Annotated in this window: 13 protein-coding genes; 4 read left to right on the top strand and 9 right to left on the bottom strand. The window is 54.4% G+C overall.

Annotated elements, in window-relative coordinates; genetic code table 11:
- Positions 1-168: 168 nt before the first annotated feature.
- The 3 genes from HF650_RS17440 to HF650_RS17430 all read right to left on the bottom strand — a co-directional run bounded on the left by HF650_RS17440 (position 169) and on the right by HF650_RS17430 (position 4028).
- The gene (locus HF650_RS17440; RefSeq protein WP_187799684.1) at positions 169-1533 is read right to left on the bottom strand and encodes a methyl-accepting chemotaxis protein; all 1365 of its coding nucleotides are present in this window, start codon (positions 1531-1533) and stop codon (positions 169-171) included.
- 380 nt (positions 1534-1913) lie between these two features.
- Positions 1914-3224 (bottom strand): PAS domain-containing methyl-accepting chemotaxis protein, encoded by a 1311-nt coding sequence (locus HF650_RS17435; RefSeq protein ID WP_187799683.1) that lies wholly within the window; start codon positions 3222-3224, stop codon positions 1914-1916.
- A 234-nt stretch (positions 3225-3458) separates the two neighbouring features.
- Positions 3459-4028, bottom strand: a complete 570-nt coding sequence (locus HF650_RS17430; protein ID WP_187799682.1) for a DUF4142 domain-containing protein — start codon at positions 4026-4028, stop codon at positions 3459-3461.
- A 346-nt stretch (positions 4029-4374) separates the two neighbouring features.
- Here HF650_RS17430 and HF650_RS17425 point away from each other — a divergent pair, with 346 nt between their 5' ends.
- A complete protein-coding gene (locus tag HF650_RS17425) occupies positions 4375-5454 on the top strand; it encodes a mechanosensitive ion channel domain-containing protein (RefSeq protein ID WP_187799681.1) in 1080 nt (359 codons plus the stop codon).
- Between the two features lie 104 nt (positions 5455-5558).
- Here HF650_RS17425 and HF650_RS17420 read toward each other — a convergent pair whose 3' ends face one another.
- The 4 genes from HF650_RS17420 to HF650_RS17405 form a co-directional block, all read right to left on the bottom strand.
- Positions 5559-5750, bottom strand: coding sequence for a DUF1289 domain-containing protein (locus tag HF650_RS17420; protein WP_223284198.1), 192 nt, complete (start codon positions 5748-5750; stop codon positions 5559-5561).
- Between the two features lie 133 nt (positions 5751-5883).
- Positions 5884-6645 (bottom strand): ABC transporter ATP-binding protein, encoded by a 762-nt coding sequence (locus tag HF650_RS17415; RefSeq protein ID WP_223284197.1) that lies wholly within the window; start codon positions 6643-6645, stop codon positions 5884-5886.
- Entirely contained in the window at positions 6642-7670 is a 1029-nt protein-coding gene (locus tag HF650_RS17410) for an iron chelate uptake ABC transporter family permease subunit (protein ID WP_187799680.1), read from the bottom strand. Before HF650_RS17410 ends, HF650_RS17415 begins: the two co-directional genes overlap by 4 nt.
- Complete coding sequence (locus HF650_RS17405; protein ID WP_187799679.1) at positions 7667-8671, bottom strand: ABC transporter substrate-binding protein; 1005 nt, start codon at positions 8669-8671, stop codon at positions 7667-7669. Before HF650_RS17405 ends, HF650_RS17410 begins: the two co-directional genes overlap by 4 nt.
- Positions 8672-8861: 190 nt before the next feature.
- Here HF650_RS17405 and HF650_RS17400 point away from each other — a divergent pair, with 190 nt between their 5' ends.
- Both HF650_RS17400 and HF650_RS17395 read left to right on the top strand, forming a co-directional pair.
- Positions 8862-9227: a DUF1304 domain-containing protein gene (locus HF650_RS17400; RefSeq protein WP_187799678.1), complete on the top strand. Its 366-nt coding sequence runs from the start codon at positions 8862-8864 to the stop codon at positions 9225-9227.
- An 83-nt stretch (positions 9228-9310) separates the two neighbouring features.
- On the top strand, positions 9311-10234 hold the full coding sequence (locus HF650_RS17395) for a LysR family transcriptional regulator (protein WP_023481259.1): 924 nt from the start codon (positions 9311-9313) through the stop codon (positions 10232-10234).
- On the opposite strand, the gene HF650_RS17390 is transcribed toward HF650_RS17395, so the two are convergent.
- Entirely contained in the window at positions 10185-10979 is a 795-nt protein-coding gene (locus tag HF650_RS17390) for a substrate-binding domain-containing protein (RefSeq protein ID WP_187799677.1), read from the bottom strand. The genes HF650_RS17395 and HF650_RS17390 overlap by 50 nt on opposite strands.
- Positions 10980-10991: 12 nt before the next feature.
- Positions 10992-12275: an MFS transporter gene (locus tag HF650_RS17385; protein WP_187799676.1), complete on the bottom strand. Its 1284-nt coding sequence runs from the start codon at positions 12273-12275 to the stop codon at positions 10992-10994.
- Positions 12276-12648: 373 nt separating this feature from the next.
- On the opposite strand from HF650_RS17385, the gene HF650_RS17380 reads away from it, so the two are divergent.
- Positions 12649-13251, top strand: coding sequence for a hypothetical protein (locus HF650_RS17380; RefSeq protein WP_187799675.1), 603 nt, complete (start codon positions 12649-12651; stop codon positions 13249-13251).
- Position 13252: the final 1 nt, after the last annotated feature.

Genomic DNA, 13252 nt, shown 5'->3' with positions numbered 1-13252 from the left:
AATATTGCATTGGCCAAAAAATAGAGAAAAAAAACGGGCAGCCGCGACACCGGCACTGCCCGTTATAAATAAGACGAAGAGATAAAAGACGTCTGCTTTTTTATTACTACCTCCGGAAACTTCTCCAGTAGGTAGCCTCGTCCCGTATAACACGTTGCTTCAGGAAGCTCAGCTCACCGCGTGCGGCAGCGTAAAGTGCTGGACCACGCCGCGCAGGGTTTCCGTTCTGCCATTAAGGTTGCTGGCTGAAGCCGTAATCTGATGCACCAGCGCCGCGTTCTGCTGAGTGACGCGATCCAGCTCGGCAACCGCGTGAGTCACCTGCGAGATGCCTTTACTCTGCTCATCGGAGGCGAGCGCGATTTCACCGATCAGCGCGTTGACGCTGGCGACATTGCCTTTCACTTCGCTCATCGCCTCACCGGCATCTTCCGCCACATCTTTGCCCTCATGAACCGAGGTAATAGCGGATTTGATCAGCGACTCAATTTCACGCGCCGCCGCCGCACTGCGCTGGGCGAGGGAGCGTACTTCTGTTGCTACCACGGCGAAACCGCGGCCCTGCTCGCCGGCACGCGCCGCTTCAACGGCGGCATTCAGCGCGAGGATATTGGTCTGGAAAGCGATGCTGTTGATGGTGGAGGTGAACTGGCGGATCTGCTCGGAGCCATCGGCAATGCGGTTCATGGTGCTGGCCAGCGTCTCCACCAGGTTGCTCGCTTTCTCGGTGGTGTGCGCCGTCATCACCGACAGATCGCGAACCTGGCGTGCGTTATCGGCATTGTGGCTAACCGTTGAGGTCAGCTCCTCCATGCTGGACGCCGCCTGTTCAAGGGCCGCTGCCTGCTGAGTTGTACGGTTTGCCAGATCGCTGTTACCGGCGGCGATCTCGCGTGCTTCACGGTGCAGCGCGTCGCTGTTCTCGCTGATCGCGCTCACGGTAGTCAGCAGGCTGTTCTGCATCTCACGCACCAGCGGGATCATCTGGCCTACGCAGTTACGGCCAATATCCTGTGGCTGGTACGTTAGATCACCCTGCGCAATCAGGCGGAAATGGGCGCGAATATCGCCAACCGGCTTCACCAGGTGGATAACCAGATAGCAGTCGCAAAACAGCACCAGCCCGGCGGCCGCCAGCAGGGCAATAATCAGCACGATATCGAGTTGGCTGCGATCGGCGGCGATCTGTGCGCTATTGTCATGAGACTTACGGGTTAACGCCGCCAGATGCTCGCTGGCCTGCCTTTTCCAGGCGCTGGCAGGGCCAGATAACGCCTCAGTGGCCCACTCGGCACCGGCCGGGATCTCATTCATCAGCGCCGCTTTTTCGGCTTCGCTTCCCTGCTGTAACACCTGCGTAGCACGGGAGAGGAAGATCGCCTGCTGGGTCAGCGCTGTGCTCTCGTCAGCCTGCCTGTTCATATCGCGCACGGCAAAGGCCGCATAGCCGCCGGTCGCGGTAATCAGCGCCAGCGCTGTCAGGAGGATCCATAACACGACGCGGCGGATAGTGTAGTTTTTTAATGTTTTCATAGTCGCGCCCTGTTTGATAGCGATGGTCAAAAGTGTAGCCGTTACGTTATATAAATAGCGCATTAACTAATTACGCGCGATTTTATTGAGTGAATTGTGGCAGGATTTTTACGGAAAGATAGGGGGAGAGAGGTAAATAATTTCGTGATGAAACAGTTGGCGTGAGGCGGGGCGGCTAAGTTCAGGCGTAACGGCTTGTTTAATAGGAATAATCGCTGTTAACCGCTGACTTTAATTGATTGTTCCTTGCGTACTAATAGGTGTGTGCGGTAGTTAAAAGCCGGGAAAAAGGGGAGAGGGCAGCGCGCTGGGTGCTCTGTCCTCTCCTGGTCTGGACGGGAAATTTAGGTTATGGCGTGGCGTATTTCTGTTTGTTGAAGTCAGTCAGCTTTGACGGAAAGGGCGACATCTTTAACCGCGGCCTCAACCCCGGCTGCATTTTTCTGGATGCTGGCAATCACCTCGCCCGCTTCACGCATCAGCGTCACGCCTTCCCGGGTGCTCATCAGGTTATTCTCGATGCCGTTCAGCACCTCTTTAGCCAGCTGATTGTTGCTGGCTACAACCCGCTCAATCTCTTCCGTCGCGCTACTGACGCTGGCTGCAAGCGTCCGCACTTCTGCGGCCACCACGGCAAAACTTCGTCCTGACGCGCCCGCTCTTGCCGCTTCAATCGCGGCGTTCAATGCAATTAATCTTGTCTGCATGGCAAAGCTGCGGATGGTCTCAACCATCCCGTCGATGCTGTCTGACTGATCGTTGAGCCGCGAGACATCGCTGGAGACCGTGCTCATTCTCTGGGCAATGGTGTCAATCATGCGGATGCTGTTTTCAATAACCGTCGCGCCGTTCTGCGCGCTGCCACGAGTTTGCACCGCCATATCCCATGCGTGGACAGCTGCCTCCTGCTCCCGCTGGTTGCGCAGCACATCTGCCGTGACATCGGTGGCGAATTTCACAATCTTATAGAGCTGCCCGTCGCTGTTGAACACAGGGTTATAGGTTGCCCGCAGCCATAAAGGCTCGCCCCGGCGGTTCAGGCGTGGAAACTGGCCGGAGAAAAATTCGCCCTGATTCAGCCTCTCCCAGAACTGGCGGTATTCGTCACTTTTATGCAGAGTTTCCGAGCAGAAGAGACGATGGTGCTTACCGATAACCTCTTCTCGTTTATAGCCTGTGGTGCTGAGGAAGTTGTCATTCGCTTCCAGCACGATACCTTCCGGGCTGAAGGAGATGATGGCCATTGAGCGACCAATGGCGTTAACGATCGCCTCCTTCTCAAGCGCAACATGGATACGCTCAGAAATATCGGCCGCGATTTTAATGACGCGGATTACCTCGCCGCGCCGATTGGTGACGGGAATATAGCTGGCCTCAAGCCACACCGGTCGATTGTCCTTGGCCAGACGCAGATATTTGCCGCTAAAGCTTTCGCCGCGCGAAAGGCGCTGCCAGAACTGGGCGTACTCCGCTGAGTTCACCAGCGACGGCGGGCAGAACATGCGATGGTGCTGACCAATGATTTCATCCGCGCGGTACCCCATCGCCGAGAGAAACTGCGGGCTGGCGCTATGGATGATCCCCTCCGAACTGAATTCAATGACAGGTTTATTCTGGCAAACTGCGTTGTATGACGCGGATGAACGCAGGCGGCTCAGGGAAAAAAGGTGTTTAAGGAAAGGCATACGCATCAGATTTACCGGATCGAGTAAGAATTGATCTGGTTATCGGCAATCTGGTCAACAGCATTATGTATCGGTGCGATAGTTGCTGAATATTATTTAAGCACTGGTTAACCGTGAGCGAAGCGGGATCGATGACCTGAAAGGCCGTGCCACTGCGTTTGGCAGCGGCGCGGCACCGGTTTGCAACACGTCGAACCTGAGTCTTTCTGCTCGCAGGCTCGTATACTTTTTTACGCTTTGTTACTTAGCGGCCGACATCTGTTCGGCAGATTTCAGGTGCTGCTCAACCACAGGCGTATGCTCATCGGCCAGCTTCTTCACGTCCGGATCTTTGATCTCTTTAGCGTCGCTCTGCAGTTTATCGAGCACCATTTTATGGTCTTTGGTGCCAGCATTTTCCATATAGAGTTTGTCAAAGTTGTCGCCACTCTCTTTTTCAAGCTTGGCGGCCATCGTTTTATGCTTGGCGTCCGGCTCGGTCGGCAGCTCCACGCCTTTCTGCTTGGCGACGTCCTGAACTTTGGTCAGCGCCGCGCCATGGTCATCGACCATCTTTTGCGCATAATCTTTCACTTCGCTGCTTTTGGCTTTTTCCAGCGCGATTTTCGCGGCGGCGACCTCGTTGATATTGGCCTGCGCCATATCCTTCAGTGCTTTTTCGTCACCGGAGCTGAGCTTAGTGCTGGCTGCGCTAGCGCTACTACTTTGCGCGGCGCTCGTCGGTGTCTGGGCTTGGACGCCAACAGTGCTGAACATCGCGACGGCTACTGATACGGCCAGCAGCCCTTTCAGGGTTTTGCTCTTCTGCATGTTGTTCTCCTGATGGTCATGGGTACAGGTTTTATACATTCTGTAATCGTCAGCAGCCTCGTCTGAAAATGACAACTGCACTGGTCAGTATAGTGGATGAGGAATTTTTGCCAGCCGTTTACGTTAGCGTTCTTAATATATCGCTCTGAAAACAGAGCTTATCGCCGCTGAAAATCGTTATCAGAATTACCTGATATTGTTATCAACAGATAAGGCTGTTTTCATATTTTTCATATAATAAGGCGCGGGAATCAGGCAGTTTGCGGATTATCTGCAAGGGAAGGGTTACCGGTCCATCTAACCGTACTGACAACGCAGGGGTGTTGGCAGAAAATAAGGGGAAAGCATGCCTTTTTTATTTGGTGAGTTATCTGGCGCTCCGGCATGGGTGCCTGCGGTATTGCTCGTCACGCTCTCGCTCGCGATCGGTTTTCTCGCGAGATTTACGCTTTTACAATTTATCCGTTACTGGCAGAGCCGGGACAGAAAACTCTTCAAATCACTTGAGAAGCATCTGCGCGGATCGATGTTTCTTTTCATCCCGCTGCTGTTAATACGCGTCGGGGTGAATTATGTTCATATCCAGCCGGAATCGCTGGGGTTTATTACCACAACAATAAATATATTTATTATTTTGTCATTTTGCTCGGTCCTGATCCGCTTAATTAATGTGGCTCAGGATATGCTTTTCATCCGCTATGACATTAATATTTCGAATAATCTTCGTGCGCGTAAAATCCGCACGCAGATAATGTATGTGAAGAAAGTCGCTATCGTTATCCTTGTAACGCTCTGCCTCTCCCTGATTTTGCTCAGCTTCCCGGGCGTGAGAAAATTCGGTACCACGATTCTGGCCGGTGCCGGGGTTGCCGGTATTATCATCGGTTTTGCGCTGCAAAAGTCGCTGGTCAATCTCTTTGCCGGAATTCAGATTGCCTTTACGCAACCGATAAAAATTGATGATGCGGTAGTAGTGGAAAAAGAGTGGGGCTGGATTGAAGAGATAAACCTGACCTATGTGGTGGTGCGTCTGTGGGACTTGCGTCGGCTGGTGCTGCCAATCACCTACTTTACCGAAAATCCCTTCCAGAACTGGACGCGTAATAATGCGCAAATTTTAGGCTCGGTTTTTCTCTATGTGGATTACTCAATGCCGTTAGAGCCTCTGCGTCAGCATTTTGAAAAAGTACTGAGTGAAACCAAGCTTTGGGATCAGCAAACGCAGGTGCTTCAGGTGACCGATACCACGGAAAAAACCATGACCATCAGGATGTTGATGACGGCACAGAACTCGCCCACGGCCTTTGATTTACGCTGTTACGTGCGGGAAAAGATGATCGAATTTATTCAGGAAAATTATCCGCATGGCCTGCCGCAGGTAAGGGCAACGCTGACCGCGCCTACGCCTTCCGAAAACGAGTTATAGCCTTACCGGGCGCAACGTGCAGTGGTGGCAAGCGGCTGCACGTCCGCGCTTTGCTTATAGCGGATCTCGAACATCCCGCCATCCAGCACATCAAATAGAGCTGTTCAGCGTTCTTCAATCTTAATTGCAAGGATCTTTAACCGCGAAGGCAGGTCTCGTTCGATTTTTTTACGATGGAAAGGAGAAAGTTTGCGCCATTCCCGCGCTTCCTGCAGCGTACGACCGCATCCTTCACACCAGCCTTTTGTATTATTGAAGTTGCAGACATCGGTACAGGGGGATTTCACTGCCATCATCACTCCAGTTGCGTTTTTATTTACGTTTTTAATAAAAATAAAGCGTTAAGCGTTAGCCGGTCTGGCTCTCTCTGCACACTACGGGCTTCATGAGAGTGTCACTTCCGCTAGCAGCGGCTTCTCAATTGCCTTTTCAGGCATATTGAATATTTATCACGCCCTGCTCGGTTCGATAGATTGTGGCATCAACCTGCCAGGTGGAGTGGATCAGTTTCGGCGTGAGCACTACGTCAGGCTCACCGGATGCCACGACCTGGCCCTCTTGCAGTACAACTAAATGCTGACAATATTTTGCCGCCAGATTGAGATCGTGCAGAGCCACAATGACGGTCATCGGCAAGGCGGAAATCAGACGCATCAATTCAAGCTGGAACTGTATATCCAGATGGTTAATCGGCTCGTCCAGCAGCAAAATATCCGGCTGTTGTGTAAGTGCACGCGCTATCTGGCAGCGCTGGCGCTCACCGCCTGACAGACGCTGCCAGGATCTGTGTGCCAGCGTATCAAGCTTCATCATCGAAAGGGCTTGTTGTACCGCCTTTTCATCAGCCTGACGCCAGGGCGTGAATGCTTTACGATGCGGCGTGCGACCGAGGCGAACGATATCGATCACGCTCATTTCCGCCTCAGACTCTGCATGCTGCGGTACAAAGGCAAGCGTACGGGAAAGCTGACGCCTGCTCAGACTGCTGGTCTGCTTACCGCCAATTTTTACGCCCGCATAAGCGCAGGGCTGGACGCCAGCCATCGCACGAATCAGCGTTGATTTACCGGAACCGTTAGGGCCGAGCAACCCTACCGTTTGCGAGCGTTTCGCTGCAAAGCTTATATCTGATAAGACGCGGCGCGCCTGCAGAGTCACGCTCAGCCTGTCAACGACAATATGCATCATCATTTCTCCCGGTTACGGTACAAAATCAGGGCAAAAACAGGCGCACCGACCAGAGACGTCACGACGCCAATCGGCAGAACCTGATGATTAATCAGGGTTCGTGATAGCAGGTCTGCAAGAATCATAAAATGGCACCCCGCCAGAAAGGCGACAGGTAGGGTGATCAGATGGCGATGTCCTGCAAGCATTCGTGTGATATGCGGGATGACCAGCCCCACAAAGCCCACAGCCCCAATGGCACTGACAATCACCGCGGTAATTAGCGCAGTGGTGAGCAGTAAAATGACGCGTACCAGCAGCACGCGCGTGCCAAGCGTTGCCGAGACCTCTGTACCAAAGTTAAACGTATCCAGCGAACGGGCATAGCAAATAACTATCAGCAGACCAATAACGACGACAGCGCAGCACAGCAGTGCATCCGCCCAGCGTACGCCACTAAGACTACCCAGCAGCCAGAACATCACGCCACGCGACTGCTCTGCATTGGCCGCCGTACTGACAATGTACGATGTCAGTGCATTAAACAGTTGCGTGCCGGCAATCCCGGCCAGGATGATGCGCGCTGCATTCTCTCGCATGCCGCCTGATAACAGGATGATCAGCATAAAAGCGATACAGGCTCCGATAAATGCCCCTGCGCCTGCTGTGATGGCACCGCTGCCAATACCCAGCAGCATAACGCTGACGGCGCCGGTTGACGCGCCAGCCGAGATGCCCAGCAAATAGGGATCTGCAAGGGGATTTCGCAGCAGCGATTGCAATACAAGCCCGCATAGTGCGAGCCCGCCGCCGCTACATGCCGCCATCAGCGCACGACTCATCCGGTATTGCCACACAATCCCGGCTTCGACAGGAGGCAAATCGAAGTGCGTTATACCAAGGCCGTTGGTTATTGCACGCGCGGCAGTAGCGAATGTAACCGGGATATCACCGATGGTCGCGGCCAATATCATCATTATTGGCAGGCTCAGAGCCCCCAGCAGAATAATTAAGCCGGTTCGCCAGTAAAAAACGAAGTGCCTGATCATTTTGAGGGAGCAAAAGCATTCATCTGGTGACCAATGAGCTCTACAGCTTCAACGTTACGCAATGAGGGATTGAGCGACATGGCCGGAACCACCACGATGTGCCCATTTTTGACCGCAGGCATTTCACGCGTGACGGGGTCAGTTTCCAGAAACTGCTTTTTCGTCGCTACGTCATCTGCGGGATAAAGCCTTCTCTCCATGCTCGCGATGACAATAATATCTGGCTGAGATTTCACAATGTGTTCCCATGTCACTGCAGGCCACTCCTCGTCGGAGTCGATGATATTGGTCAGACCGAGCGTTTTGCTGATCCAGCCCGGCGCACCTTTGCTGCCCGCTACCCACGGATCGCCTTTCAGGCGGGTACTTGAAAACCAGTAGACTACTTTAAGTGGCGCTTGCGGCTGCGTGTGATTGTTTCGCTGTGCGGCGGCAATACGCGCAGCAAGCTTCTGCTTTAACGCCTCGCCACGCGCAGGCACAGCAAAAATGTGCGCCAGCGCTGTAATTTCATCGAAGATGATATTGATTGAGTAAGGCTCGGAACGTGCGCCATCGCCGTTGGAGGTAGCAGTGACTGATTTTGCGGTACAGTCGGCAGGCGAGATCCAGGTCCTGATACCCAACTGTTCGAATTGTTGCCGCGTGGCAACCTCGCCTTGCGGGCCAACATGCCAGCTGTACTGGGCCAGCACAAGCTCGGGGCGCTGAGCGGCGACGGCTTCCAACCCCGGCGCATTCTCAGCCAGACGTTTCAGCTTTTCACCCTGCTGTTTTAACTCATCGGGTAGCGCGCCGAACCAGACAGATGTACCCACAATTTTGTCTTGCAGACCGAGCGCCAGCAGCAGTTCGGTCTCATGCTGACCAATTGTCACTACGCGCTCCGGGGGATGTTCAAACGACTCTTTAAACCCGCAGTTATCAATGGTTAGCGGGTAGTCGGCGGCAGATGCGCCAGTTAGCGGAAATAACAGCAGCAAAGCGATCAATATACGCATAATGAGTTTCGTTACTTTATGTTTGGATATGTTATAACATAGCAATATGCATGGCGTGTTATTTGTTGTCAATACCTTGAGAGCCGCCTGCAAACATCACCGTTGAAAAGGGAGTCATCACGCTTGCTGTTCGCATAACAAAAACGCGCTAAGCTCTTTCTTAACCGCCACGTTAATTTTCAGGGTCCCTATGTCAGCGAATATCCTTATTGCGCTTGTCGCCGTCATTCACCTCTATATTCTGGTGCTCGAAATGTTTCTGTGGAATACGGCAACAGGGCGTAAGGCGTTTAACCTTACGGCTGATTTTGCCCGTGACAGCCGGGTGATGGCTGCCAACCAGGGGCTCTATAACGGCTTTTTAGCTGCCGGTTTGCTGTGGGGGCTGTGGCTCGGTGACGGCGGCTTTCAGATCAAAGTTTTCTTCCTCGTCTGCGTGCTGATAGCCGGTATCTTTGGCGCGATCACCGCCAGTAGAAAAACCCTCTATGTGCAGGCGCTTCCGGCGCTGATTGCGCTAATCGTGTTGCTGATAACGCGCAGCCCAATGTTGTAGCGTTGTTAAGCATTTGATCTTATCTGTTGGGCGGTTATGCTCTTATCCCTCTGTTAACCGCCCGAGAAGGATCGCCTGCCATCATGCCCGTCAATTTCGATCTCAACGATCTCTATGCTTTCCGCGCCCTGGTGGAATATGGCAATTTTCGCCTTGCCGCCGAGTCAATCTGCCTGTCGCAGTCAGCATTGAGCCGCCGCATAGAGAAGCTCGAGAACGCGCTGGGCATTAAGTTGTTCGACAGAACCACGCGGCGGGTTGCGCTGACGCTCTACGGGCAGACCTTCGCCGAGCGTTCTGAACAGCTATTGATGAATGTGGAAGCGGTATTGGCGGATATCGATAAAGTGAGCCAGGATCGCGTCGGCGTGGTGACGGTCGCAGCCGTGCCCTCTGCGGCGTGCTACTTCATGCCCGATGTGATCCGCACCTTTAAAGCCCGCTTTCCGCGGGTGCGCGTGAAGTTAATTGATAGCAGCGCGGGTAACGTGATCGACACCGTTGCCAGCGGCCAGGCCGACTTCGGCATCTGTTTTGCCGGCAGCCTGCTGGCGGATATCGAGTTTCGTCCGCTGGTGGTGGATACCTATGTTGCGGCCTGCCGCCACGATCATCCGATCGCCAGCAAGAAGAGCCTCACCTGGCGGGAATTTTATCAATATGACTATATCGGGCTGGATAAAACCTCTGGCAACCGCAATTTGATTGACCAGATGCTGGGGCACATCACGCCTGAGCGCCCGAGCATCTGTGAAACCCGCCATGTCACCACCATGATCGGCATGGTGGAAGCGGGGGTGGGGATTGCGGCGATACCGGCGATGTCGATGCCGGCGTCAGCCCACTCGGTGCTGACGCATCTGCCGCTGACCGACCCGGTAGTCAAACGCACGCTGGGGCTTATTCGCCGCAGCGGGCGCGTGCAGTCCTATATCGCCGCCGAGCTGGAGAAGCTCATCACTGAGCAGTATCACGCGGTGCCGCCGCAACGGAGTGCATCCCGGTAAGGTGGATTGTCGACTGCGACTCAGGGGAGGAGAGGAACGCCAGCAGCGCTTTGCCCTCCTGAGCATGTTGCGCCTTCGCCGTCACCGCCCCGGCAAAGCGGGTAATGTACTGAAGATCGGCTGGCAGCTCGCCTACAAAGGTCACACCATGTTCTGGCAGCAGTTCGCTCACCTGCTGGAAGCCGACGGCGTAATGGCCTTTTGCCACTTCGCTGGCGACCGGAATGCGCTCCACTTTATGCGCCTTCTGTGCCACCGCCTCTTCAATACCGAGTTTCTTGAATAGCTGGCTGCTGATGTAGACGCCGCTCGCGCTGTCGGAATAGGCAATTGATTTAGCTTTCAGCAACGTCGCGCGCAGCTCCTCGTTCGTTTTGATGGCGGGAACCGCGTCACCCTCTTTCACCACCATCCCAATCGGTGAGTCCGCCAGCTCGACGCGGGAGCCGGGCGCAATCCATCCCTCTTTTGACAGCTTTGTTAGCGCGTCGCCGACCATAATCACCACATCGGCCGCTTCGCCACGCGCCAGCCGCGCGGGGATCGCCTGCGGCGTTTTGCCCATCGATGGCCCGCCGACCACCACAATGGTATCGCCAGTTTTCGCTTCAAATTGCGGGATCAGCTTCTGCAACGCCGGTTTAAAGCCGCCGGAAATCATCACCGTGATCTCTTTCGCCGTGGCGCTCAGGCTAAGCGTGCAGAGCAGCAGCGTGGCGAGCAGGGAACGGAACAGTGTTTTCATTATCGTCACTCCTTAACGTGCGGTTTGCAGGGTTAAACTGCTGCGGCGGTACATATAGAGTGTGGCGAGCAGAGCGCAGAACGCCGCAAAACTCATCCAGTAGCCGGGGGAGGCTTTATCGCCGGAGTACTCAATCAGCGCGGTTGAGATCACCGGCGTAAAGCCGCCGAATACCGCCGTTGCCAGGCTGTAGGCCAGCGAGAAACCGGCGACACGCACTTCGGTGGGCATAATCTCTGTTAATGCCGGGATCATCGCGCCGTTATAGAGGCCATAGATAAAGGAGAGCCACAGCAGCACCGTCAGCATCATGGTAAAGGTTGGGTTTTGCGCCAGCAGGCTAAGGGCCGGGTAGGCGGTGAAGAGTGCCAGCAGTGTCATGGTCACCAGCACCGCTTTACGGCCAAAGCGGTCCGATAACGCCCCGCCAATCGGCAGCCAGATAAAGTTAGAGATCGCGACCAGCAGCGTCACCAGCAGGCTATCTGAGGCGCTCAGCATCAGCACTTTTTTGCCGAAGGTCGGCGCGTAAACGGTGATGAGGTAAAAGGCGGTAGTGGTCATCGCCACCATCAACATCCCGGCGATCACCACCGGCCAGTTCGCCAGCAGGGTTGTAAACACCTCGCGCATCGCCAGCTTTTTATGGCGAGCGTTAAACTCCTGCGTCTCTTCCAGCTTGCGGCGCAGGATAAAGATGAATGGCACAATCAGGCAGCCAAACAGGAACGGCAGCCGCCAGCCCCATTCACGGATCGCCGACTCTTCCAGCACGGCGTTAAGGGCGAAGCCCATCGCAGCGGCGACCATAATGGCGACCTGCTGGCTGCCGGACTGCCAACTGGTGTAAAACCCTTTGCGGCCCGGCGTGGCGATCTCGGCCAGGTAAACGGAGACACCGCCCAGCTCGGCCCCGGCGGAGAAGCCCTGTAATAACCGCCCGCTTAATACCAGCAGCGGAGCCCAGATGCCGATGGTCTGGTAAGAGGGGATCAGCACGATGAGAAAGGTGCCTGCCGCCATGATTGAGAGCGTGACGATAAGCCCTTTGCGGCGGCCCACTTTATCGATGTAGGCGCCAAGCACAATGGCACCGATAGGGCGCATTAAAAAGCCCGCGCCAAAGACCGCGAAGGTCATCATCAGCGAGGCGAACTCGCTGCTGGCCGGGAAGAAGTTATGCGCAATATAGGTGGCATAAAAGCCGAAGAGAAAGAAGTCAAACTGCTCAAGAAAGTTGCCTGAGGTAACGCGCAGTATTGCGCTGGTTCGTGCCATAGGGGTCAATGTTTGCATGTCATCTCCAGTTATACAGGGGCGCTTGTAACGCGCCTCTCTGAAGAGTGGATCAGGAAAAGTAGCTGAATAAGCGCATTAAACTCATCGGCTGATGCGTGACGCGCATGAATCGCTGTTAACAATTACTCTGAACCAATTGCAACATGCTATTAACATGATTCCGGGTGTCAGTTGCTCTGCTTGCCAGGGCAAAAATTGGCCTCTCTATTCTGTGACGAGGCGCATAAACGCACATTCATGGAAAAACCTATCAACCCTGGTAGGGCGGTGCGGTTGTCATCTTCGTGCGCGCTGCTATCTTAATGCCCATCGACATTGAACGTGGTGGAAGGCGCTCAATGGCTTACTTTTTCAGGAACAGGGGTTCAGGATGTTAAAGCGTTTAAGCGCGATTGTTTTCGTGTCGTTGATGGGGGCTTCTGCGGTTCATGCGGAAGCGCTGCGTGCCGTTGATGTGACAAAATTTGACGTTGCCGGGGTGAAAACCGGCATGGATTACGATGAGGTCGTCAAGGCTATTACCACCCACTTCAACGTGCCCGCTTCTGCGCTGCAGGTAGATAAATACCCGCAAGATAATCCGGTCACCGGTAACAAGCAGCCGAAATTTGTCGGGTATGAAAAAGAGGGTGTGAAATTACAGGTCTATTTCGAAGGCCGCGTTCCGGTCGATGCGCAACATCCGCTGGCAGCATCGATGATCACTTACGAGCTGCCGTGGTCGACTGCCAACAAAGAGGCAATGGAAAAAGCGGCGGTCGAGAAGTATGGCCCGGCATCAAATGCCCCTTACTCGACGCCGATGGTATGGTGCAAAGAACCGGGCAAACAGGCCGGGATGGCGTGCTCTTCCACTACGCGACAAGCCGTGCTGCAACTCTCCAACACCGCTCTTAAACTGGACGATCCTGTCTGGACCGAGGCGCGTATCAAATTTATGGACAGCAAACAGACCCGCACGCCGGGCTTCTGAT

Source organism: Kosakonia sp. SMBL-WEM22, assembly GCF_014490785.1.
In the GTDB taxonomy this organism is placed as follows: domain Bacteria; phylum Pseudomonadota; class Gammaproteobacteria; order Enterobacterales; family Enterobacteriaceae; genus Kosakonia.
Note: the sequence above shows the minus strand (reverse complement) of the source record. Positions and strands in the feature narration are given on the sequence as shown.